Genomic DNA, 23,069 nt, shown 5'->3' on the forward strand with positions numbered 1-23,069 from the left:
TTTTGGATAAATTCAGTTTAGAGTGAGTTTTAATGCATCACATTTAATTGTAACTTAAATTAGCTTTTACTATTAAAGTTATAAATTTAAGTACATAACCAGAAAGAACAAAAGAGAGAATTAAGCAACCCGCCAGAACGATTCTTTCGGGCTGGTTATTTTTACACGGTTTTGTTGGCAACTGGCTTTATTTAGAGTTACTATTTTCTATTAACTTTATTTTTTTACTATTCCAATTTAGAATTACTCGATAATTTCTAAAAAAATCCAAACCAAATCTTTGACTTAAATATTGCTCTGAATATATCTTTTGGTTAGTTAATATAGAATTTCCGAATTCGATTTCATTAATTATACCTGTATAAGAAACTCGTGTCTTATCTTGTTTACCATAAATTCCAATAGCACCATCCGTTTTAGTTTCTTTAAAATCTGAAATTTGACCACCTTCTTTTTGTTTCTCAAATTCGGAAAATGGTATAACTATGTCTCCGCTAAATCCAAAATCCACTGTAAAGTTCCAAATTTTCTCTCCATTTATTTTACAACCAATAGCAGGTGTTCTGTCATATCCAATAAATATCTTATTCTCAATTATTTTTTCAGGTAAATTCAATTTTGATTCATTGTCAGTTATAGTAATTTGGTTTTGGCTGAAATCAATGTCCCAAATAGCGTGTTGCATTAGATTTGATCCAAAAAACCCATCAATATCTAAAGAAGACCACATTGGTACAGAATTAAAATCATTTATCAAGGCTACTGTTCCCACAAAATCTACTGTTCCCATTCTGATTTTTTCAATTCTTGCATATTCGTTAGATTGTTTTTTATTAAAAACATCAGATGCTTTTACCGAATCAATAACTTTCAAATTTAAAGTTTCTGCAAGTTTTTTTGATACAAGAGTGGGTGTTCCTGTGTCTAAAATAAAATTATAGTGTTTATTTTCTATTTCTACTTTTACAATAATAAATCCGTTTTTTATTTCGAAAGGTAAAGTCACTTTAAAGTTTTCTTCAGACGTTTTTCCTTCTTTAAGGTACTTTACAGCTTTATTAACTCAACAGCTACTAATGGAAATAAATGTTATAAAAAAAATAAACACTCTTGCTAATTTCATATTTTCAATTTTTTAGAGGCAGTTTTTTGAGCTTGTTGCCAACGTGTTATAGTTGCGGTGGCAAGCACCTAAAATACTAAAATTGACTGAGCCTGTGGAAATTCCGTCCTGCAACGCTTTTGGCGTTGAGGAATTTCAAAGTAGGCAAGAACCAAGCAACCCGCCAGAACGAATCTTTCGGGCTGGTTAATTATACACGGCTTAGGGCACGTTTTTATGTTTCTCTTTTTATTATATTATAAGGAATATGTTTTGATTGAATATTCATTTTTTTTAATCCATAAACTCTTAGATTCCTTGTTTGATTTAATTTATCTATGGATTGAATAGCAATCATTTGTTCATAAAACTCGCCAAATAGAGTCCCGTTCAAATTAGTTCCTAAAATTATTTTACCATCAATAATACTGACATTTTTGTTTAAATCTTCAACTTTTTTAAGATTTTCGTTAATTGCCACAGATATTTTACCGTTTGGATATAAACAAATTTCTAAAAGAAAATAATCATCTAATAATTCTTTAATATCTAAAACAATTGTTTTAGAATCAGATATATGAAATATTAATTTATTCTTACTTTGATATATCCCGATACTTAATTCTTTATCTAATCTATGTCCATACCAAAGTATGTGATTCTTTTCAGATTTGTTAGAGCTTAAAAGTTTAATAAATAAAGAAATACGTATTCCCTTATTTTTCTTTTGCCTTACTGGGAACTGCATAAAAGCTCTTTTAAAATAAATCCCATCTAATATTTTTCCGTCTTTTGCAATCATTGCCTGGAAATTACTATTAGGTGAATGTCCATTATTGTCTCCAACTAGTAAAGAATGGAATTCATCGAATATTTCTAATAATATTTTAGAAATAGACTTTAATAGGTCAAAAGTGAAATCTGGAAATTTCTCGAAGAGATTTTCATAAATATAGATACTCTTATCCTCATCCTTTTTATCAGGTTTCATATGCAAGCCTCCATTGTAAGCTAACATTAATAAGAATTCTTGAATGGTAAAACTATATTCAGTTGTTTTAAGAATTATACTTTGAAAAAAATCCTCAAGCTTAATTTCAAGTATCTTTTTTTTATCTATTACTTCAATTTTTTTGTAAAGAAATTTTCCAATTAATGTTTTTTGGAAATTATTGAAATCAGAAGAAACGACAGCTAATCGTAAGAAATCAAAACGATTTATTTGTTCAATCCAAGGATTTGGTTGGTCCAAAAACATAATACGATAAAATAATGGCAATGAGTCAAAAAGTCTTTCAGATTCACTTTCAAAATCTTTTTTGAAATTTAAATAGTGTTTAACCCCTCGTATGTTTCTATTTAAATTTTTTTCCATTTTGATTTAATGTGCCCTAACGTTTATCCTGTATATGAGCTGTGTCGTGATTTAGCACGAATTTCTCCAAATATAAACTAACTTTGGGAAATCCGCAGGATTTACCAAGTAGGTAAGTACAAGCCATTGATTATACACATGTTGTAGCCAGTTTTTTACTTTATTTCATTGAATTCCAACCCAAATTTTGATTCGTTTTTTTTAGCTTGTATCAATTTTGTATTTGGATAATAATTCTTGATTATTTTAATTAATGTCTTTTTATCTCCGTCCGATATTTTGCAACCAAATATAACTTCTTTAAGAGAGTTGGGATTAAATTGATAATTTCCATTCTTATCTTTTAAAATTCTAACTTCGCCTTCATATTCCCAATCCTCTGACTTTGTGAAAAACATTTGATTTACGAAATCGTTTTTATCGTTCAAATAATCATATTCGGGATAATCTCTTGTATAGATTACTTTTTTTGCAGGTGAAAAGAATTCAATATCTTCTAAAATGTCAAATTTTAAACTTATTCCTTTATGCGAATTTGCATAATGTGCCCACATTAATAAATTTTCACAATTAGACATAAAACAAGCAACTCCTTTTCGTTGAGTTACTCTTTTTGAAACAATATTTATTAATTTTTCAAATTCTTCTCTTGTTATTCTGTTTTTATCAATTCCACTTAATTCTTTAATTCCGAAATGCTTGACCAAATATTTTTCAAAATAATTTTGAATTTTTTCTTGACTGGAATTTTGAATTTTCATATTAATATCACAGTCAAATGGGTCATTAAAATCAGATGGGTTTGAAAACCACATTTCTCCGTTTATTAAAGTGTCAAATAAATATCTATTTACAGTCCTCATTCTGTAGACATATTGTGGCAACTGTTTGTCTGTTACCATCTTTCGTACAAGTGTTTTATATCTACTTTCCATTTTTTCTAAAATTGACTACAACGTTGTTGTGTATGGACCGTTGCGTGTAAAAGCACGAACCATTAAAGATACAAAACTACGCTGGAAAATACCCAAGAATTTTCCAGATGAGCACAGACCCAGCAATGGTTTATAAACGGCTTTTCGTACTTTTCTTATTCTAAATCATCCCAAAAGATGACTTTATATTTTCTTTCTATCTTTTTGAACCTATTAAAACTTCCTCCAATATTTAATCCAACTTTATTTAATTTGCCAGCGATATCTGTAGTAATGCCCATTTCGTCAGTATAATTAAATTCGGCAGAATATTCAGATACCTTATTTTCAAGCCTAACTTTTTGCAACGTTCTCCAAGTTGGTTCACTCTCAATCCATTTATTTTCATATTTAGTGAAATTATGATTTGGAGGTTTAGGAAACACAAAAAATACTTTTGCAGAGTCGGCTTTATTGTTTTTATATTCTGTTTTAACACCAACAGTAGCATTGCCATTTTGTGTCGGAATATCGTCAGCTTTTAAATCTAAATTTATTTTTGAATTATCTACAACTTCTTCAATTAGCAAAATTTCCTTTGCTCCAAGATGTCCACACATTTCAATAAATGCACTTTCTTTTAGTTTTAGTGTATGTTGATGGAAGTTTGACAATGGAATATAAAAGTCTGGTTCGTAATCAGGACAAGAATATACTATTCCTTTTTGAGGATGTTGTGGAGGGAATCTAAAATGATTATTACAATACTTTATTTCTCCAAATCCTGCGAAATCATTCGAATACGCTTCCTTATCTCTTAAAAGATTGAAAGCTGAAAAAACAGGGTTAATTGCCGAATCTAATATTAGTTTTTGCCAGTTAATTGGTTTATAATTTTTTTCTTCATCTATTAGGACAATTCTCCTATCATAAATTGGAGACTCTTTATTTATTTTTATCATTTATTCTATATGTTTTTTTGTATGAAAGCTAACTTATTTATATAAGCACACAATATACTCATATTCCTTTAACATAGAAAGCTACAAATCTCATCTACAATCGTTTTTTATACAAGTTGCCCTGTTCACTAATGGATCAGTTGATCATTCACTACGATTAAAAAATAGCCATCCGCAAATATATCTGCACAAAAAAAGCACCAACAAACGCTGGTGCTTTTTCTTTAAAATAATCTCCTTTTAAGGCGCTGGTGCTGTTACAAGTCCCAAAGTATATAATTGCTCCATGGTTGGTGTGTCACTACCACCTTCAGTTTCTAAAGTAATTCCGAAGGCTTCACTTTCGTTGGCATTGGCAATGGCAAATATTTTGTTGTCGTCGGAATTGAAATCGTCAATGGTGCCCAAACTTGTTGGTGTCAACGGATTCAGTTTTAAGGACCATACTTGGTACACTTTACCCGATGGCGCCTCAGGAAGTCCTTGCGCATCTAAATAAATACTGTTATCCTTTTTGTTCCAATAGACCTTGGCATAGGTATTTGCGAATTCGCCTTGACCTCCTAACGGGACTGAAATGATATCCTTATCACGCAGGAAATTTAACAGTTTTTTTGAATCGGCAAGCTCTGTTCTGGAATTTGCAATCTGTTCTTCCAAAAAGGCTTTTTCTGTTTCAGCTGTGTTTAAGTTGGATTCCAGTTCTTTATTTTGATTCAAGGTCCAGAATAATCCAGCGCCAATAATAATAGCTGCGGCCCATCCTGTATAGGTCAACCAGTTGTATTTAGGTTTGGCAATGGAAATTACTTTGGTATCCACATCTGACACGTTAAAAGTTAATTTGTCCTTGATCGTTTCAAGCAAGCCTGCATTTTTATTGTTAGAAGTGGCAGCGGTGAGTTTAACAATGGCAGCTTCTATGTCTAAAACCTCCTGAAGTATTTCTGGATGCTCGCGCATAAGTTGATACACCTCTTTGTTTTCGTTTTCAGAGAGTGCACCTGCTACGTAAAGCTCTAAAATTCCAGATGCTATGTAAGCGTTTATATCCATATTAGTTGAGTACAATAGTTCTTAATTCCTTAATGCAATTTCTGTTTCGTGTCTTTATGGTGCCAATGGGCATGTCAAGGGCTTCTGAAGCTTCCTTTTGGGTAAATCCCTTAAAGTACAAAAGCTCAATCACTTCAATACATTTTTTGGCAAGTTGACTCACAAACTTTTTGATGCCAATGGCATCGGTTTGATCATCTAAACTATCAGTGTGTTGAAGAATATCTACGAAATATTCAGCATTCAGGTTTTTTTTTGAATTCTTAAATGCTTTGGAGCGTGTTTTATCAATGGCAGCATTTCTGGCAATATTTAAGATCCAGGTAAAAAACCGTCCTTTCTCGGCAGAATAGCTGTTGGCATTGTTCCAGGCTTTTATAAAAACATCCTGCATGACTTCTTCTGCAATGGCATGATCTCTCAGTATATTGTAGATGACGCCGTGCATACTATCGCCATACATACGGTAGAGCTCTGTAAATGCTTTTTCGTCTTTTTGCTGAAATTTTGAAATCAATACTTCTAATTGCATATAGTATTTTTAGATATTCTTTCTTAAGGAAATTAAAAATTGAGAAAAAAAAAGCCACTTGTAAAAGTGGCTTAAGTGTGTTTTATGTAACGTAATAGATTATTGAATAATACCGCCACAACTTACGCGTCCGCCGGCATCACCTGTTGGTTGTGTTTTGAAATCATCAATGCCTTCATGGACAATGATGGCTTTTCCTATAATGTCTTTATTGGCATCGCCACATCCAATGCACCACTCATCTGTAGTCATGCTAAGGGTTGCGTTTCCGTTGGCATCGGCTTGAAGGTTTCCAATATCGCCTTTGTGATAGCCATCCGGACTTCCCCATTTTCCGTGAGGTTGATTGGTTGGATTCCAATGGCCTCCAGAAGACATGCCGTCGGCTGCTGAACAATCTGCTTTTTCATGGAGGTGGATCGCGTGCTCACCTTCGGTAAGTCCGTCAATGACCACCACCATAGTGACAGCGCCATCTTCTTCAGTAAATACAGCATTTCCTTTCACCTGACTGCCGCTTTTCGGTTCCAAGCTCACTTGCAGTTTTATGACTTCTTTAACCGGCGCTTCTTTTGACATTTCTTGCATGTCATCGGCCTTGGTTTCTTTTTTATCATTTTTACAAGATGTGGTCATAGTCAGAGCAAAAACAGCTAAGAGTATCAGTGATATTCGTTTCATAGTTATAGTTTTTTAGTGTTTAAATTTTAATAATGAAGGATTAAAGTTACTGTTAATTTATGTGTATTTAGCTATAGGGATTGTAAAATATAAGATTCGTCCCAAATAGTTCCTATTCTAAGTGCCTGCTAAAATTAATTCAAACGGTGGGGATTTCATGACTTATATCATATTTTTTATAGCGTATTTGAAATATTTTTGAATCAGATTTAATCGAAACAAGAATGAATAGGTCTTTAATTGATAAATACAATGTTGCTGGGCCAAGATATACCAGCTATCCGACGGTTCCCTATTGGGTTGATGACACATTTTCCATGAAGGCATGGAAGGACTCACTTCTTAAATCTTTTGCAGAAAGCAATGAGGAGGAAGGGTTGAGTCTTTATATCCATCTGCCATTTTGCGAAAGTTTATGTACGTTTTGTGGCTGCCACAAACGGATTACGAAGCAACATAGTGTTGAAATCCCGTACATCAATGCTGTAGTGAAAGAGTGGGACCTCTATTGTGATCTGTTGCCATCTAAACCCAAAATAAAAGAAATGCATTTTGGGGGCGGCACACCAACATTTTTTTCGCCTACCCATTTAAATCTGCTCATCAATTGCATCTTAAGACGTGCCACCTTGGCTGACGATTATGAGTTCAGCTTTGAAGGCCATCCTAATAATACGACAGAACAGCATTTACAAACTTTTTATGACCTCGGATTTAGGCGCGTCAGTTTTGGAGTTCAGGATTATAATGAAACGGTGCAAAAGGCGATCCATAGAATTCAACCTTTTGAGAATGTCAAACGGGTGACTGAACAGGCTAAGGCCATCGGTTATAATTCGGTTGGACATGATCTTATTTTCGGATTGCCATTTCAAACCGAAGCCCACGTCAAGGAAACTATTGCAAAAACAAAAGAGCTTAAACCTGATCGGATTGCATTTTACAGTTATGCGCATGTCCCTTGGATAAAAGGAAATGGCCAACGTGGATTTGATGAAAGCAACCTGCCATCTGGAGAAGCAAAAAGACAGCAATATGAATTGGGCAAGACCTTGCTTTTTGAAGCAGGATATCATGAAATTGGAATGGACCATTTTGCATTAGAATCAGATTCATTGTACCAATCCATGATTACAAATCAACTCCATCGCAATTTTATGGGCTATACGGCTTCAAAAACCAAAGCCATGATTGGGTTGGGCGTATCGGCAATTAGCGATAGCTGGTTTGGGTTTGCCCAAAATGTAAAAAATGTTGAAGATTATTACCATTTGGTGAATGAAGGCATTATTCCTGTGGTAAAAGGTCATATCTTGAACGCAGAAGATCTCATCATCAGAAAACATATTCTTAATCTAATGTGCCATTTTGAGACCTCGTGGACGCCAGATGACCTGTATTTTGAAGAATTGCCTGAGATATTGGAGCATTTGAAAGAAATGGAACAGGATGGCTTATTAGTGCGTGGTGAAGGACAATTGACCATTACTGAGAAGGGGAAGCCATTTGTTAGAAATGTTTGCATGGCCTTTGATTTACATCTAAAAAGAAGAACCCCTGAAAGACAGCTGTTTTCAATGACAGTATAACCTGTGAAAGTTTAAAATCAAAAGTTGACAGTGATTTTCGTTTGTCAATTTAATATAATATGAGTACCTTTTATTTTTAATAAAAAAACACCTACCTATGAAAAAGATTATTGTTCCAATAGATTTCTCCAAATATTCTGAATACGCTCTTGAGGCCGCAGCTATTTTGGCGAAAAAAAATAATGCCGAAATTTTTGCATTACATATGTTAGAAATGTCCGATGCCATATTGACTGCATCAAATGACGGACCAAAACCGAAAATGTTATTTTTTTTAAAGCTTGCCCAGCAAAAGTTTGATGAGTTTTTAAGCAAAGACTATTTACAAGGCATTAAAGTCACTCCAATTGTCAAACACTCCAAGGTGTTTAGTGAGGTCAGTGAAGTTGCTGAAGAACACCATGCCGATTTGATTGTCATGGGCTCTCATGGAGTTAGTGGGTTTACAGAGGTTTTTGTAGGTTCAAATACTGAAAAAGTAGTGCGTCATTCCAAACTTCCTGTTTTGGTGATTAAGCAAAAACCGAGCAATCTTACTTTTGAAACGGTTATTTTTCCTTCTGATTTTACAGAAAAGAGTGTCGATGTTTATAAACGTGTTTTAGAAACACTCGGCGAAACTTCCAATGTGCATTTATTATATGTGAATGTTCCAGGGGAGAATTTTAAAAGTACTGCTGAAATGGAGCAAAACGTCGCTAGTTTTTTGATGAAAGCGGAAGGGAATATGAACAATTTAAACAAAGTTCACTATGTCTCAGATTATTCCATACAACAAGGGATTATGAATTTTTCCAATCTTTTTGGAGCTGATTTGATCGTCATGCCAACCCATGGAAGAAAAGGACTGGCACATTTTTTTGAAGGAAGTATTTCTGAAGATTTGGCAAATCGCGCCAACCTTCCAGTAATGACATTTAAAATATAGAAAAATATTTATGATATATAAGACGGTGGAATATATTTCATGTCATGTAACAAACAGACGTTAAGGCTGTTGTTGCATGACATTTTTAATTAGGACAAAAATGTCCGATATATGACAAAAATCATATTTTGTGCTGTTAAATACCAATAACTTTGAACCATAAACCAATTATAACCACATTATGAAATCAAAACTCAAATTCACAGTACTAATCGCAACAGTTTTTTTATTTAGCTGTTTTCAAGAGAAAAAAGAAAAATATACGGCTACCGAAGACATCCCAGTAAGTTTGGAGATGATTGCAGAATTGACTGCGCCACCCCACGTGCCAAAACCTGTAGGGAAGCGTAAGGCAAAGAAACTTATTGTAAAAATGGAAATCCTTGAAGCGGAAGGTGAAATTTCAAATGGGGTACGTTATGTATTCTGGACTTTTGGTGGTTCAGTTCCAGGAAGTTTTATCAGAGCTCGTGTAGGAGATGAAATCGAATTCCATTTGCAAAACCACCCAGATAATAAACTGCCTCACAACATTGATTTACATGCGGTGAATGGTCCAGGTGGAGGAGCAGAGTCTTCTTTTGTGGCTCCAGGTCACGAAAAAGTGTTTTCCTTTAAGGTATTAGCTCCTGGCTTGTATGTTTACCATTGCGCTACAGCTCCTGTAGGGATGCATATTGCCAACGGAATGTATGGCCTGATTTTGATAGAGCCTGAAGGTGGTTTACCTCCAGTAGATAAAGAGTACTACGTTATGCAGGGCGATTTCTATACTGCGGGTCCTAACGGCGAACGTGGTTTGCAACCTTTTGACATGCAGAAAGCAGTTGATGAAAGAGCCGATTATGTGGTATTTAATGGAAAAGTAGGCGCTTTGACCGGTGATGGTGCATTAACCGCTAAAGTAGGGGAGACCGTAAGACTTTTTGTGGGGAATGGAGGGCCAGGATTAGTGTCTTCTTTCCACGTTATTGGAGAAATATTTGACAGGGTAACAGTTGAGGGCGGTAGTTTGGTCAATGAGAATGTACAAACAACGTTGATCCCTGCAGGTGGTGCAGCCATGATAGAATTTAAGGTAGATGTTCCAGGATCATACGTCTTGGTTGACCACTCTATTTTCAGAGCGTTCAATAAAGGTGCTTTGGGTCTGTTGAATGTCACCGGTGAGGAAAATGAAAAAATCTATTCTGGAGAACTTATGGATAATATTTATCTTCCTGAAGGTCCAGGTATCCAAAGAATGCCAACAACAAGCGAGATCAAAGAATCTGATATTCCTGCAAAATCCTTTGAGGAGCAAATGAAATTTGGAAAACAGATTTACGGTCAAACCTGTATTGCTTGTCACCAAGCAGAAGGGCAGGGGATCCCAAGTGCCTTCCCTCCTTTGGCAAAGTCAGATTATTTAAATGCTGATGTTGATAGAGCTATTGAAGCGGTGCTTTTCGGATTGAGTGGAGAAATTACGGTAAATGGTGAGAAGTACAACAGTATCATGACCGCACAAATGATTTCTCAAGAAGAAGTTGCCAACGTAATGACCTATGTGTATAACAGCTGGGGCAATAATAAAACGGTGGTAACGCCTGAAATGGTGAAGAAAGTGAAAGAGAAAAAGAAGTAGTCGAAATTGAAATTGAAGTTGAAATTGAAATTGAAATTGAAATCGAAGTTGAAAAACTAATACCTAATCCCTAATTCCTTAAAAAATGCGTACCAAACTCTTCAGATTGTCCTTTGTTTTGATTTTTGTCCACCTATTTAGTTTTGGGCAATCTGGAGATATGGCACGTATTAATGGCGCCCGTTACATTCCGTTGTACGGAAGGGACTCCACGGTAGTTGAGGTTAAGGATTTTGATCTGGATAAATATCCGGTGACTAATGAACAGTATATGGATTTTGTTAAAAAATTTCCAGAATGGCAGAAATCTAACGCCAAAAAGATCTTTGCTGATGGCATGTACTTGAGAAATTGGAAGAACAATTTTGAACTCAATGACGATGCCAAATCAAATAGCCCAGTCACTTATGTCAGTTGGTTTGCAGCCAAAGCTTATTGCGACTGTATGGGCAAACGCTTACCAACCATGGACGAGTGGGAATATGCCGCCATGTCAGATGAAACGTCTAAGGATGCCCGTATCAAGAAATCTTACAACGAAAAGATTTTGTCCTGGTATGAAGCGCCACGATCCAACGAAAATCAAATTGGTCAAAATCCAAAAAATTATTGGGGTGTTTCTGACTTACATGGTTTAGTTTGGGAATGGACCTCAGATTTTAACTCTGTTATGCTTTCCGGTGAATCAAGAAAAGATAAAGATGGAGACAATAATTTATTCTGCGGAAGCGCCTCGTTGGGTGCTACTGATCTAATGAATTACGCAGCTTTTATGCGCTACGCTTTTAGAGGCAGTATCAAGGCCAATTACGCGATAAAGAATCTCGGATTTAGATGTGCCAAAGATATTGAAACCCCCTAATAATTATAAAACGAGCATGCTATAATTATAATGACCCGTGGAAATGATTAATTGCGGCAGCAAACCTGTACTGAGCAAAGTCGAAGGATGACCATTGAAAAACAATAAATATAACACATGAAAAAAACACTTTTTATACTATGCAGTATTCTTTTTATCGGATTTACTGCTTGTAAGAATGACAGCTCCAAATCATCGGAAGAAGCCATAGCATATTACTGCCCAATGGAATGTGAAGGCGCTAAAACCTACGACGAACCTGGCAGTTGTCCTGTTTGTAAAATGGATTTAATACCCGTTGAAACGATAAAAGAATCGAAAAAAGATTCAGATGAAATTTCAGACCTTTCAATTTTTAACATTAAATCCACATGGACCAATCAAAATGGGGAAGATCTTCAATTTGAAGATCTCAAAGGTGATGTTTTGGTGGCGGTCATGATTTACACATCTTGTAAAGCGGCGTGTCCACGATTGGTGGCCGATATGCGAAATATTGAAGAACGATTGTCAAAAAGCACAAAAGAACACGTTAAAATGATAATGGTGAGTATTGATCCGGTTACAGATACTCCTGAACGTTTAAAGGCCTTTGCTGAAGAAAACGTCATGGATAAACACCCGTGGCTGTTTTTGCGATCTTCAGAAGATAATACCCGTGAATTTGCTGCTGTTGTAGCTGTTAATTATATGAAAATTTCACCAATTGATTTTTCACATTCAAACATTATCACCGTCTTTAATGATCAAGGCGAAATGGTATTTCAACAAGAGGGTCTTGGAGTCAATTCTGATGCCACGGTTCAACACATAGAAAAAGCGGTCGCCGCCAAAAACAGGCTATTAACTTCTTTGTCCACAAGTCAAAACTAGTATAGGTTCTAATAAATTAAACTCATGAAAAAACTACTCCTTTTAATGTGCTTCGGCACGTTGAGCCAGACATTTTTTGCCCAAGAATTTGGCATCGATCTCCAGTTAAGACCACGTGCTGAGTACAGGCATGGCTTTAAAACGCTAGTTCCTGATGCCGCAGATGCAGCAACCTTTATATCACAACGTTCGCGCCTTAATTTGAATTATGGCAGTGAAAAATTGAATGCTTATATTTCCTTGCAAAATGTAAGAACTTGGGGAGAAGTCAGCACCTTATCTGCAAGTGATGTCAACGGAACCGCCATCCACGAAGCCTGGGCATCCTTTAAATTAGATTCGGAGTTTTCATTTAAAATGGGCCGACAGGAAATCATTTATGACGATTCTCGAATTTTCGGAAATGTCGATTGGGCACAAGCCGGTAGAAGCCATGACGCGTTTATTGCCACCTACCAACCCAATTCCAAAAACCAATTGGACATTGGTCTCGCTCTGAATGAAGAAGATGAAACCCTGTTTAAAACCAATTATAACGTTAATAACTACAAAGCATTTCAATATGCCTGGTACCATACCAGTTTTGAAAATTTAAGTTTAAGTCTCTTGGCGCTCAATACAGGATTTACGTTTGATCAAAATGGAAAGCAGGAAGTGGATTATAACCAAACGCTCGGAGGTTTTGTATCCTTTGGAAAAAAACAATTGAAGGGAGATGCTTCGGTTTATTTCCAAACGGGAAAAATTGCCGATCGGAACTTAAGTGCTTATAATTTGTCAGGAAACTTACATTATCAAATCAATTCAGAATTTACTTTTGGTCTTGGTGCCGAATTGCTTTCCGGAACAGATATGGATGCTACATCAGACAAATTGAACTCCTTTAACCCATTATTTGGTACCAACCATAAATTCAACGGGTGGATGGATTATTTCTATGTTGGAAATCATATCAATTCTGTGGGTCTCTTGGACATTAGTGTACCTTTAAAATATCAGAAGGAAAAAGTAACCCTACAATTAATACCACATCTATTTTCAGCTGCGGCAAATGTGGTAGACAATCAGGGGAATAAAAAAGACAACTATTTAGGAACTGAAATAGATTTCTCATTCGGTTATAAGATTGCTTCTAATATCGATTTTCAAGTAGGCTATTCACACATATTTGCCACAGAAAGCATGGAGGTCCTAAAAGGAGGCAACAGGAATAATACGACTAATTGGGCATGGGCCATGTTTGTGTTCAAACCAAAATTATTCACGCATACAGTAAATAACTAATCCCTGTTTTTATTGGAATTTTAAGCCAAAGGAATTCCAAGTAAACGCCTTAATTAATCCTTCAGGACATCCAATTCAATGTCTTGAAGGATTTTTTTTTGCGATATTCTCAATGATCGTATCCTTCTGTTTAGATGTGAGTTAAAAATAAATTACGCCAAGTATCTATTTTATGACCGATTTTAATCAAATTCCACCATCAAAGAGGACATAATCATCCGAAATATGATTATTGTCATGTTTTATGAGAGATTATCGACTTATTTTTGTTAAATAAAAGCAGACAAAAAGGACTATGACATCACTATAGTTCTGGAATTTTTATCACAACTTAAATTTTTAAAAAATGAAAAAAACACTAACAATTTTTACAGTATTAGGAGCCATGCTGTTCATGGGGTGTGGTGATGGAGAAAAAAAGAAAGATGATCCATACGCGAAACCAGCACCAACAGAGCAAACAAAAGCGGTATCCAGCGTGCCAGCTTCTCAACGAGTTGACTTAACCAATAAAGGCATTGGCCCTATCAAAAATGTGGAACTGGGCGAAACGATTGATATGGAAATGGCCGCCAAAGGAGAGGAAGTTTACAAGATGAACTGTACCGCCTGTCATAAAGTGGACAAAAAATTCATCGGTCCTGCTCCAAAAGGAATTTTGGAAAGAAGAACTCCAGAATGGGTGATGAATATGATCTTGAACCCTGAAGGAATGACTAAAGATGATCCGCTTGCTCATGATCTTTTGCTTGAGTTTAACGGTTCGCCAATGGCAAACCAGAACATGTCTGAAGAACAGGCAAGGCAGATGGTGGAATATTTTAGAACACTTTAATATATACTTAACAACCAACCGGCTTTCGAAAGAATTGATTTCTTCAAGGTCTAAAAGCTAAATTCAAATGAAAACAATCCTAAAAATGCTCTTTGTTTCGTCCGCATTACTTGTGTTTGCAGCTTGTAAGAATGAAACAGCCACCGGAACTTCGGTAGAGAGTTCCACTAAAAGCGATGTCCAAACAAAAAATCAAGGACAGGCTTTTATTGAAGATGATGAGTCAGAACCAAACCTGTTGCAAATTGCAATTGGATCACCTGATCACACCACATTGGTGGCAGCTGTTCAAGCGGCAGGTTTGGAGAATTCGCTGGTTAACGCTGGACCACTAATGGTTTTTGCGCCAACTAATGCAGCCTTTGACGCTTTGCCTCCTGGAACGGTAGAGGAACTTTTAAAGCCTGAAAACAAAGAAAAGTTGGCTTATATACTAAAGAATCACGTAACACCTGGTAACTATTCAAAGGATTTCCTGAAAAAATTTAAAAAAGTTGGACAGGCCAGTGGTGAAGATGCCGCTGTAGAAGTAAAAGGTGAAGATGTTTATGTAGGCGGAGCTAAAATTTTGGCTAGTGTACCCGCAGGAAATGGAATTGTTCACGTCGTGGATAAAGTGATATTACCTGCAAATTAATTATAAAACAATTTAATGTAAACAATAGGACAATGAAAAAATCAATTAATATTTTATTTTTCTTAGCTATAGCTGCCGGATTGGTTGGCTGTAACAATGGAAACGACCGGAAGTCGGGCAAAGGCCAAGGTGGTCTTGCAACTAATGCTGCAGAAAGAGTATATGTTGCTCCCGGTGAGCATGACGAATACTATGCATTTATGTCTGGAGGATTTAGTGGACAGCTTAGTGTTTATGGCTTGCCATCAGGTCGAATGCTAAAAGTTCTTCCTGTATTCTCACAAAACCCTGAAAATGGATATGGGTATTCTGAGGAGACCAAACCGATGTTGAATACTTCTTACGGTTTTGTGCCATGGGATGATTCACATCATCCTGATATTTCACAAACAAATGGTGAATTGGATGGCCGTTGGATATTTATCAATGGAAACAACACCCCACGTATTGCACGTATCGATTTGAAAAACTTTGCAACAGAGGAGATTATTGAAATCCCAAACAGTGCGGGTAACCATAGTTCATCATTTATTACCGAAAACACTGAATATGTGGTTGCCGGAACACGTTTTTCTGTGCCAATCCCACAAAAAGACATGCCAATAAATGAATATAAAGGGAACTTTAAAGGATCTCTAACGTTTATTAGCGTTGATCAAGAAACGGGAAGAATGGGAATTAAATTCCAGTTGATTATGCCTGGATTTAACTATGACCTTTCTCACCCTGGGCGCGATAAGAGTCACGGTTGGTTCTTCTTTACCACTTATAACACTGAAGAAGCCCACTCACTTTTGGAAGTTAACGCGTCACAAAACGACAAGGATTTCATTGCTGCCATTAACTGGAAAGTCATTGAAGAATACGTGAATAATGGCGGTGGAAAAATGGTTCCTGCCAACTATGCACATAACGTCATGGATGAAAATACGCATATGGCAACCTCTACAATGTTGAAAGAAGTATTGACCGTAAACCCACTGGATGTTCCTGGAGCAGTTTATTTCTTACCTACTCCAAAATCGCCACACGGGTGTGACGTAGATCCAACAGGTGAATACATTATTGGTAACGGAAAACTTTCTGCTGACTTGACAGTACACAGTTTCACTAAAATGCTTGATGCTATTAAGAACAAGAAATTTGATGGTGAAGCTTACGGTATTCCAATCTTGAACTTTGAGGACATCCTTGCTGGTGTTGTTAAACAACCAGGTTTAGGACCACTTCATACAGAATTTGACGAGAAAGGAAATGCTTATACAACCTTCTTTATTTCTTCTGAAGTTGTGAAATGGAAAGTTGGAACTTGGGAAGTTTTAGACCGTCAACCAGTATTCTACTCGGTAGGTCACGGAATGATTCCTGGTGGAAACTCACGTAAACCATTTGGTAAGTACTTTGTAGCCTTAAACAAGATTACAAAAGACAGATACCTTCCAACCGGTCCAGAGTTGACCCAATCGGCTCAGTTGTTTGATATTAGTGGTGATAAAATGGAACTTCTATTGGATTTCCCAACCATTGGTGAACCTCACTATGCCGCTGCTATTCCAGCAGAACTGATTAAGAACAACTCTAGAAAAATCTATAAACTTGCTGAAAACAAGCACCCTTATGCTGCACATTCTGACGGGGACACCAAAGTTGTGCGTGACGGAAAAGAGGTTCATGTTTATATGAACATGATCCGTAGCCACTTTAACCCTGATAATATTGAAGGTGTAAAAGTAGGAGACAAAGTTTTCTTCCACATCACAAACCTTGAACAAGACTTTGACGTCCCTCACGGATTTGCGGTAATTGGAGCTAATAATGCCGAATTGCTGATTGTTCCAGGAAAAACTGAAACCTTGGTTTGGGAACCTAAACAAGTAGGTGTATGGCCGTTCTATTGTACGGACTTCTGTTCTGCGCTTCACCAAGAAATGCAAGGCTATGTCCGCGTATCTCCAGCAGATTCTGACATTGAGTTGTCTTGGTCATTAGGTGAAGATTAAATATAAATAACCAATAGTATAAGTTTAGGGAAATTTTGTTTTAGTGTTTATTTCCCTACTATAAGGCGAGAGTTGAATTATCGCTCTCGCCTTTCTATTACTGAGAAGGCAGGAAACTCTAAAATAATTTAAACAAATGATTGTCAAAATTGATTTTTTAAAGCTGTGTATGGCTCTTTGGAATTGATTGTTTTAAAATGCGTATTAATTAAAAACCATTTCCGTTTTACGGGAAGTTAAAGTATGAAAAAAGCAGGAATAATAATGATTGTTGGCTCCTTGCTGCTATTGGGTCTTTTTAAATTTCCACTATGGAATATTATGCTCGGCGCACCACAGTACCCAGATCCACTTGGGATGAATATTTACATTCAAGGTATAGAGGGCGTAGAAGAGTTTGACATTCAAAATATTGATGGTCTTAACCACTATATCGGGATGAAAACCATTCCGAAAGTTGAAGAAATGTGGGAATTTGAAGTGTTTCCTATGGTCATAGGGATTATGGTAGCTCTTGGAGTGATCATCGGTTTACTGGGGTTCTTCGGAAAGGTAAGTTACAAATGGTTTCTCGGTTGGTTCGTACTGATGTCTATACTTGGGATTATGGGAATGTATGATTTTAACCTCTGGCTCATCGAATATGGAACTGATCTAGATCCTAAAGCGATCATGAAACTCGAAAACCTGGATGGTACGCCCATGACGTATAAACCGCCACTTTTAGGCTATCAAAAAATGTTGAATTTTGACGTTGATTCTTGGCCAGCAGCTGGAGCTTATATGATATTCGTTGGGATGTTGCTTACTGTAGTTGCTTTCTTTGTCGGAAAAAGTGAATCTAAGAAAGCTTCTTAATTCAAAACAAACTATAAGATCCGAGGAGAAATTGATGATGTAGAAGTTTCTTGGAAACATTGAAAATTTGATTATTTAATATTAAAAATACAAACAGATGAAACAGTTTTTTTTTCTGAGCATTATAAGCCTTTTATTGGCGTCGTGCAACGTGAGTCCACAGCCTATTAATTACGGCTCAGATGCTTGTCATTTTTGTGATATGACCATTGTAGATAAGCAACACGCCTCCCAAGTAGTGACATCAAAAGGTAAAGCTTATAAATATGATGCCATTGAATGTATGGTCCATTCTATACAGGATGAGTTTAAGGACACCGAAATGGCTTATTATTTAGTGGCCGATTTCCAAGCTCCTGGTGAGTTGGTTGATGCTACAAACGCTACGTATTTGGTCAGCGAACAGTTGCAAAGTCCAATGGGAGAAAATCTTTCAGCATTCGCAAATGAAGAAGCCGGAAAGAAAGCTCAAGAAAAATTTACTGGAGACATTTACTCCTGGAAAGAAATTCAGGACCATCTGAAAATTATTAAATAAAAAAATGGCTTCAGCAGGTTCTAAAGGGCTCAAAGTCTGTAAGATTTGCTGAAGTTTTTTTTATCAAATTCGAGATCACACTGGTTTTTTAAGGATTCTTTTTCATGGATTTCAATTTATGAAACTTTATTATAATCCGTATCTTCATTTTTTTAATCCTCTCGAAAGAGATTGACTTCATATTGATTAATTTTAACTCCATTTTGAAACACAAAAACTATATCATCTTCTTTTTAACGGCACTGTTGTCCATGACAAATGTATGGTCAAATACAATTACCGTTTGTTCCTCTTGTTCTGTCAAAACCATCCATGAAGCGCTACAACAGGCTTCCGAAGGCGATACCATTTTGGTGAAAAAAGGAATTTATAAGGAAGCCAATTTAAAGATTGATAAGGGCATTACCATAATAGGCGAGGATCTTCCAACTATAGATGGCGACGCAAAAGGAGAGATCATTACCATAGGCGCAGATAATGTGACGCTCGACGGATTTAAGATTATAAACGTAGGCGTAAGCTATACCACCGATTATGCCGCTGTACGCGTTGTAAATAGCAGTGGATTCGTGATTCAGAATTTAGAACTTGAAAAACTCTTCTTCGGAATTTATCTTCAAAAATCCAATAATGGAAAAGTACTCAACAACAAAGTAAGAGGAGAGGCTGTAACCGAATTCAACTCGGGGAATGCCATTCATTTATGGCATTGTAATAATGTAGAAGTGCGCGGAAATGATGTCCGCAATGTTCGTGATGGCATTTATCTAGAATTCTCCAGTCATATAGCTATCACAGATAATTTCAGTAAGAACAATGTACGCTATGGCCTGCATTTTATGTTCAGTAACAATAATGATGTCATCAATAATGTGTTTGAAACCAATGGTGCTGGTATAGCTTTGATGTTTTCAAAGTTTATGGAGGTGGAGCGCAATGTCATTACTAAAAACTGGGGAACGGCGGCCTACGGATTACTATTGAAGGAAGTCACCGACGTTAACCTCAAAAATAATTTATTTTTAGAGAATACGGTTGGGATAACGGTTGAAGGAAGTAACCGTTTAGTATATTCCAACAACGATTTTACGAGCAATGGTTACGCCATAAGAGTGAAAGGTGCCTGCTACGAGAATGAAATTATTAATAACAATTTCTTATATAACTCTTTCGATATTTCCTATAACGGAAAGATCAATGACAACAAATTCGATAATAACTTTTGGAGCAATTACACCGGTTACGATTTAAATAAAGACGGCATTGGCGATGTGCCCTACCGACCCGTAAAGCTCTTCTCATATATAGTGAATAGAACCCCAGAAGCCATAATTCTATTGCGAAGTCTATTTATTGACCTTATAGATTTCTCCGAAAAGGTTTCTCCAGTATTCACCCCAGATGATTTGATGGATGAAAACCCGAGAATTAAACGCATAGACCATGATAAAAATTAAGGATTTATATAAAAAATTTGGAAAAAACGAGGTTTTGAGTGGCCTCAATTTGGAAATTGGTGAAGGCGGAATATTTGCCGTCTTAGGCCCAAACGGATCAGGAAAAACAACCTTGATCAAGTGTTTGTTGGGCATGGTTATTCCCAATAAAGGCGAGATCACTGTATTGGGAGAGAATATAAAAAGTGGGTCTAATTACCGACACAAAATAGATTATTTACCTCAAATCGCTAATTTCCCAAATAACTTAAAAGTAAAGGAATTAATTACAATGATTAAAGATCTACGTGGCAAAACCTCTTTGGATCAAGACTTAATCAGTCTGTTTAAATTAGAACCTTTTTTGGATAAAAAATTAGGAAACCTTTCTGGTGGTACAAAACAAAAGGTGAATTTGGTATTAACCTTTATGTTTGATAGCCCTTTGGTGATATTGGATGAACCAACTTCAGGTTTAGACCCCATTTCATTGTTGCGTTTGAAAAAATTAATCCAAGCAGAAAAAGCTAAAGGTAAAACCATCCTGATTACCTCACATATTATGAGTTTTGTTGAAGAGATTTCAGATGAAATTGTATTTCTTTTAGAGGGTAAAATTTACTTTAAAGGAACGATTACGGAACTTAGAAATAAAACCAATCAACCGGATTTCGAACACGCCATCGCATCCATATTAACTGACAATCATGTTTAAGATATTAAAATATAGTTTTTACGATTTAATGCGTAGCCGTTGGAGTTACGTGTATTTTGCATTTTACTTATTGCTTGGTGTGGTGTTGTTGTTCTTGAACAATGATCTTTCCAAAGCGGTCATCACCTTAATGAATGTGATTATTGTTTTAGTGCCTCTAATAGGAACCATTTTTGGCGTTATGTATTATTACAATTCCAAGGAGTTTACAGAGCTGTTATTGGCACAACCCTTAAAACGATCGTCTATTTTCTTGGGTCAGTATCTTGGTGTAGCCATTTCGTTGTCCATGAGCTTGATTTTAGGATTGGGGATTCCGTTTGTTTTTTACGGATTGTTTATGTCCAATGCCATTTGGGATTTTTCCCTATTGCTGATCACAGGAACGTTTCTGACCCTCATATTTACAGCTTTGGCCTTTAACATTGCTTTGTCCAATGAAAATAGAATTAAAGGATTTGGTTATGCCATTCTATTGTGGTTGTTTTTAGCCATTATTTATGATGGCATCTTCTTAATGTCATTGATTATTTTTGAAGATTATCCTTTGGATAAATTATCCTTGATTGGAACCATGTTAAATCCAATAGATCTCTCGCGGACGCTCATCTTGCTTAAGTTGGATATCTCTGCGTTGTTAGGCTATACCGGTGCCGTATTCAAACAGTTTTTTGGAACCAATTTCGGATTGATCGTATCTTTTTCGGCCTTGACATTATGGGTGCTTTTACCAGTACTGAGAATCACCATGAAAGCAAAGAAAAAGGATTTTTAAGTCTTAAGAATTGGAATTAAATTGTGATACTTATCATATAAAAATTAAAATAAGATACTTAGATTTGCACTATGATTGCGACCATTGCACATAAAATCATGGCCTTTGTTTTGGTGTTTATATTATTTGCACATAATATCAATACCTTGGTGATTATTGGTGATTTTCTGGCAAATCAGGCCATCATTGCAAAAAACCTGTGTATTCAAAAAGACGATCAACAAGGCTGTAATGGTAAATGTCAGTTGACCAAACAGATTGTAGAAAGCACACCAGATTCCAATACCGATCTTCCAGCACAAGAAACACGACGCATGTCTTTGGATGCGTTTTGTTTGTACAATATAGATGTTGCCGAGACTCAAACAGAGATCTTGATAATAAACAAGAACTCTCCATTTGGTTATACACCGTCTATTATTGCTCAGTATCAGGATATTGATACCCCACCACCCAACTTTAGTTAATTTTTTTCGATATCAACTCTTCTTTTTCCTTTTCTGGCTTGTTTTTATAAGCGGGAAGGGGAGCCTAGAACCTATTATTAAACTTAATAATCAAAAAAAATGAAACTAAAATATATCATCCCAATCCTGTTTATTGCCCTATTTACAATGTCATGTTCAACAGATGACGATTCAGATATCATACTGAATGAAGTTGAAGGTCTTAAAAAAATCCAAGACCTGACCAACACCACACATACAGTTGAATTGTACAATAGTTCCGGTAAATTTGAAACCGGTTATAATGCCATAACTATCCGAATCAAGGATAACGCTTCCAACAATTATATTGAGAACGCTTCCTTATCTTGGATGCCTGTGATGCAAATGCCTTCAATGAAACACTCTTCTCCAAAGTCGGAGATCACTAAATCTCTGGGCAAAAAAACGCTTTTTGAGGGATTTATTATTTATCAAATGGCTAACCTCGATGGTTCAGGATGGTCGTTAAAAGTTGATTATACAATTAATGGCACTAGTTATACAGCCAATGCAGACATTAAAGTTATGCAAGCGGAGTATCAAAATGTGGCCAGTTTTATGGGTACCGATGAGGTGCGTTATGTTGTTGCCATGATGGCACCAAACAATCCTAAAATAGGTATCAATAAGTTAAAGGTTGGTTTGTTTAAAATGGAAAGCATGATGGCTTTCCCAGTTGTTGAAGATTATAAAATGACATTGGATCCGCGCATGCCAGGCATGGGGAACCACGGTTCGCCTAACAACACCGATTTGATCTATAATGGCGCAGATAAAACCTATGAAGGTAATTTATCGCTCACCATGACAGGTTACTGGGTGCTCAATCTGAAGTTATTGAATGCTTCTGGTGAGGCCTTGAAAGGCGAAAGTGTCACCGAAGAACATCCGAAAAGTTCACTTTATTTGGAACTTGAATTTTAACCCATTCTATTTTAAAAATTTCATAAAGCTATCTAAACACATCGTTCTGTCAGGTTGAGCGCACTCGAAACCAAATTG

General features: G+C 36.2%; 23 protein-coding genes. 16 read left to right on the plus strand and 7 right to left on the minus strand.

Annotated elements, in window-relative coordinates:
* Positions 1-187: 187 nt before the first annotated feature.
* The 7 genes from ESZ48_RS08720 to ESZ48_RS08750 all read right to left on the minus strand — a co-directional run bounded on the left by ESZ48_RS08720 (position 188) and on the right by ESZ48_RS08750 (position 6,622).
* Complete coding sequence (locus tag ESZ48_RS08720) at positions 188-1,006, minus strand: retropepsin-like aspartic protease (RefSeq protein WP_223266399.1); 819 nt, start codon at positions 1,004-1,006, stop codon at positions 188-190.
* A 331-nt stretch (positions 1,007-1,337) separates the two neighbouring features.
* Complete coding sequence (locus tag ESZ48_RS08725; RefSeq protein ID WP_129016960.1) at positions 1,338-2,477, minus strand: hypothetical protein; 1,140 nt, start codon at positions 2,475-2,477, stop codon at positions 1,338-1,340.
* Between the two features lie 155 nt (positions 2,478-2,632).
* Positions 2,633-3,379: a DUF2971 domain-containing protein gene (locus ESZ48_RS08730; protein ID WP_190246223.1), complete on the minus strand. Its 747-nt coding sequence runs from the start codon at positions 3,377-3,379 to the stop codon at positions 2,633-2,635.
* A gap of 188 nt (positions 3,380-3,567) precedes the next feature.
* Positions 3,568-4,353: a hypothetical protein gene (locus tag ESZ48_RS08735; protein ID WP_129016962.1), complete on the minus strand. Its 786-nt coding sequence runs from the start codon at positions 4,351-4,353 to the stop codon at positions 3,568-3,570.
* A gap of 240 nt (positions 4,354-4,593) precedes the next feature.
* Positions 4,594-5,409, minus strand: coding sequence for an anti-sigma factor (locus ESZ48_RS08740; protein WP_129016963.1), 816 nt, complete (start codon positions 5,407-5,409; stop codon positions 4,594-4,596).
* A 1-nt stretch (position 5,410) separates the two neighbouring features.
* Positions 5,411-5,941 carry an RNA polymerase sigma factor gene (locus ESZ48_RS08745; RefSeq protein ID WP_129016964.1) on the minus strand — a complete coding sequence of 177 codons (531 nt, stop codon included), beginning with the start codon at positions 5,939-5,941 and terminating at the stop codon, positions 5,411-5,413.
* Between the two features lie 99 nt (positions 5,942-6,040).
* Positions 6,041-6,622, minus strand: coding sequence for a superoxide dismutase family protein (locus tag ESZ48_RS08750; RefSeq protein WP_129016965.1), 582 nt, complete (start codon positions 6,620-6,622; stop codon positions 6,041-6,043).
* Positions 6,623-6,846: 224 nt separating this feature from the next.
* On the opposite strand from ESZ48_RS08750, the gene hemN reads away from it, so the two are divergent.
* The 16 genes from hemN (at position 6,847) to ESZ48_RS08830 (ending at position 22,991) form a co-directional block, all read left to right on the plus strand.
* Positions 6,847-8,211 carry an oxygen-independent coproporphyrinogen III oxidase gene (gene hemN, locus ESZ48_RS08755; protein ID WP_223266400.1) on the plus strand — a complete coding sequence of 455 codons (1,365 nt, stop codon included), beginning with the start codon at positions 6,847-6,849 and terminating at the stop codon, positions 8,209-8,211.
* A gap of 97 nt (positions 8,212-8,308) precedes the next feature.
* Positions 8,309-9,139 carry a universal stress protein gene (locus ESZ48_RS08760; protein ID WP_129016967.1) on the plus strand — a complete coding sequence of 277 codons (831 nt, stop codon included), beginning with the start codon at positions 8,309-8,311 and terminating at the stop codon, positions 9,137-9,139.
* Between the two features lie 181 nt (positions 9,140-9,320).
* Positions 9,321-10,766 carry a copper-containing nitrite reductase gene (gene nirK, locus ESZ48_RS08765; RefSeq protein WP_129016968.1) on the plus strand — a complete coding sequence of 482 codons (1,446 nt, stop codon included), beginning with the start codon at positions 9,321-9,323 and terminating at the stop codon, positions 10,764-10,766.
* Between the two features lie 85 nt (positions 10,767-10,851).
* The gene (locus ESZ48_RS08770) at positions 10,852-11,628 is read left to right on the plus strand and encodes a formylglycine-generating enzyme family protein (RefSeq protein ID WP_129016969.1); all 777 of its coding nucleotides are present in this window, start codon (positions 10,852-10,854) and stop codon (positions 11,626-11,628) included.
* A 117-nt stretch (positions 11,629-11,745) separates the two neighbouring features.
* The gene (locus ESZ48_RS08775) at positions 11,746-12,501 is read left to right on the plus strand and encodes an SCO family protein (protein WP_129016970.1); all 756 of its coding nucleotides are present in this window, start codon (positions 11,746-11,748) and stop codon (positions 12,499-12,501) included.
* Between the two features lie 24 nt (positions 12,502-12,525).
* Complete coding sequence (locus tag ESZ48_RS08780) at positions 12,526-13,785, plus strand: alginate export family protein (protein ID WP_129016972.1); 1,260 nt, start codon at positions 12,526-12,528, stop codon at positions 13,783-13,785.
* A gap of 346 nt (positions 13,786-14,131) precedes the next feature.
* Positions 14,132-14,620: a c-type cytochrome gene (locus ESZ48_RS08785; RefSeq protein WP_129016973.1), complete on the plus strand. Its 489-nt coding sequence runs from the start codon at positions 14,132-14,134 to the stop codon at positions 14,618-14,620.
* Between the two features lie 67 nt (positions 14,621-14,687).
* Entirely contained in the window at positions 14,688-15,257 is a 570-nt protein-coding gene (locus tag ESZ48_RS08790; RefSeq protein WP_129016974.1) for a fasciclin domain-containing protein, read from the plus strand.
* A 32-nt stretch (positions 15,258-15,289) separates the two neighbouring features.
* Positions 15,290-17,257, plus strand: a complete 1,968-nt coding sequence (gene nosZ, locus ESZ48_RS08795; RefSeq protein WP_129016976.1) for a Sec-dependent nitrous-oxide reductase — start codon at positions 15,290-15,292, stop codon at positions 17,255-17,257.
* A 243-nt stretch (positions 17,258-17,500) separates the two neighbouring features.
* The gene (locus ESZ48_RS08800) at positions 17,501-18,115 is read left to right on the plus strand and encodes a hypothetical protein (protein ID WP_129016977.1); all 615 of its coding nucleotides are present in this window, start codon (positions 17,501-17,503) and stop codon (positions 18,113-18,115) included.
* Between the two features lie 97 nt (positions 18,116-18,212).
* Positions 18,213-18,653: a nitrous oxide reductase accessory protein NosL gene (locus tag ESZ48_RS08805; protein ID WP_129016979.1), complete on the plus strand. Its 441-nt coding sequence runs from the start codon at positions 18,213-18,215 to the stop codon at positions 18,651-18,653.
* A gap of 251 nt (positions 18,654-18,904) precedes the next feature.
* Positions 18,905-20,110, plus strand: coding sequence for a nitrous oxide reductase family maturation protein NosD (locus tag ESZ48_RS08810; RefSeq protein WP_190246233.1), 1,206 nt, complete (start codon positions 18,905-18,907; stop codon positions 20,108-20,110).
* A complete protein-coding gene (locus ESZ48_RS08815; protein WP_129016982.1) occupies positions 20,097-20,804 on the plus strand; it encodes an ABC transporter ATP-binding protein in 708 nt (235 codons plus the stop codon). The genes ESZ48_RS08810 and ESZ48_RS08815 overlap by 14 nt, the downstream gene beginning before the upstream one ends.
* Entirely contained in the window at positions 20,797-21,579 is a 783-nt protein-coding gene (locus ESZ48_RS08820) for an ABC transporter permease (RefSeq protein ID WP_129016983.1), read from the plus strand. The genes ESZ48_RS08815 and ESZ48_RS08820 overlap by 8 nt, the downstream gene beginning before the upstream one ends.
* Positions 21,580-21,650: 71 nt before the next feature.
* Positions 21,651-22,046, plus strand: a complete 396-nt coding sequence (locus ESZ48_RS08825) for a hypothetical protein (RefSeq protein WP_129016985.1) — start codon at positions 21,651-21,653, stop codon at positions 22,044-22,046.
* 99 nt (positions 22,047-22,145) lie between these two features.
* The gene (locus tag ESZ48_RS08830; protein WP_129016987.1) at positions 22,146-22,991 is read left to right on the plus strand and encodes a hypothetical protein; all 846 of its coding nucleotides are present in this window, start codon (positions 22,146-22,148) and stop codon (positions 22,989-22,991) included.
* The last annotated feature ends 78 nt before the right edge of the window (positions 22,992-23,069 follow it).

This window comes from Gelidibacter gilvus, assembly GCF_004115975.1.
Lineage (GTDB): Bacteria > Bacteroidota > Bacteroidia > Flavobacteriales > Flavobacteriaceae > Gelidibacter > Gelidibacter gilvus.

Bases quoted from the DNA above. Each gene is read 5' to 3' on its own strand.
- ESZ48_RS08830 (WP_129016987.1), top strand. From the start codon at position 22,146: ATGAAACTAAAATATATCATCCCAATCCTGTTTATTGCCCTATTTACA.
- nirK (WP_129016968.1), top strand. From the start codon at position 9,321: ATGAAATCAAAACTCAAATTCACAGTACTAATCGCAACAGTTTTTTTA.
- ESZ48_RS08770 (WP_129016969.1), top strand. From the start codon at position 10,852: ATGCGTACCAAACTCTTCAGATTGTCCTTTGTTTTGATTTTTGTCCAC.
- ESZ48_RS08800 (WP_129016977.1), top strand. From the start codon at position 17,501: ATGAAAAAAGCAGGAATAATAATGATTGTTGGCTCCTTGCTGCTATTG.
- ESZ48_RS08745 (WP_129016964.1), bottom strand. From the start codon at position 5,941: ATGCAATTAGAAGTATTGATTTCAAAATTTCAGCAAAAAGACGAAAAA.
- ESZ48_RS08780 (WP_129016972.1), top strand. From the start codon at position 12,526: ATGAAAAAACTACTCCTTTTAATGTGCTTCGGCACGTTGAGCCAGACA.
- ESZ48_RS08825 (WP_129016985.1), top strand. From the start codon at position 21,651: ATGATTGCGACCATTGCACATAAAATCATGGCCTTTGTTTTGGTGTTT.
- ESZ48_RS08725 (WP_129016960.1), bottom strand. From the start codon at position 2,477: ATGGAAAAAAATTTAAATAGAAACATACGAGGGGTTAAACACTATTTA.
- ESZ48_RS08810 (WP_190246233.1), top strand. From the start codon at position 18,905: ATGACAAATGTATGGTCAAATACAATTACCGTTTGTTCCTCTTGTTCT.
- ESZ48_RS08750 (WP_129016965.1), bottom strand. From the start codon at position 6,622: ATGAAACGAATATCACTGATACTCTTAGCTGTTTTTGCTCTGACTATG.
- ESZ48_RS08730 (WP_190246223.1), bottom strand. From the start codon at position 3,379: ATGGTAACAGACAAACAGTTGCCACAATATGTCTACAGAATGAGGACT.
- ESZ48_RS08785 (WP_129016973.1), top strand. From the start codon at position 14,132: ATGAAAAAAACACTAACAATTTTTACAGTATTAGGAGCCATGCTGTTC.
- ESZ48_RS08790 (WP_129016974.1), top strand. From the start codon at position 14,688: ATGAAAACAATCCTAAAAATGCTCTTTGTTTCGTCCGCATTACTTGTG.
- ESZ48_RS08740 (WP_129016963.1), bottom strand. From the start codon at position 5,409: ATGGATATAAACGCTTACATAGCATCTGGAATTTTAGAGCTTTACGTA.
- ESZ48_RS08775 (WP_129016970.1), top strand. From the start codon at position 11,746: ATGAAAAAAACACTTTTTATACTATGCAGTATTCTTTTTATCGGATTT.
- ESZ48_RS08760 (WP_129016967.1), top strand. From the start codon at position 8,309: ATGAAAAAGATTATTGTTCCAATAGATTTCTCCAAATATTCTGAATAC.
- ESZ48_RS08805 (WP_129016979.1), top strand. From the start codon at position 18,213: ATGAAACAGTTTTTTTTTCTGAGCATTATAAGCCTTTTATTGGCGTCG.
- ESZ48_RS08735 (WP_129016962.1), bottom strand. From the start codon at position 4,353: ATGATAAAAATAAATAAAGAGTCTCCAATTTATGATAGGAGAATTGTC.
- hemN (WP_223266400.1), top strand. From the start codon at position 6,847: ATGAATAGGTCTTTAATTGATAAATACAATGTTGCTGGGCCAAGATAT.
- nosZ (WP_129016976.1), top strand. From the start codon at position 15,290: ATGAAAAAATCAATTAATATTTTATTTTTCTTAGCTATAGCTGCCGGA.
- ESZ48_RS08820 (WP_129016983.1), top strand. From the start codon at position 20,797: ATGTTTAAGATATTAAAATATAGTTTTTACGATTTAATGCGTAGCCGT.
- ESZ48_RS08815 (WP_129016982.1), top strand. From the start codon at position 20,097: ATGATAAAAATTAAGGATTTATATAAAAAATTTGGAAAAAACGAGGTT.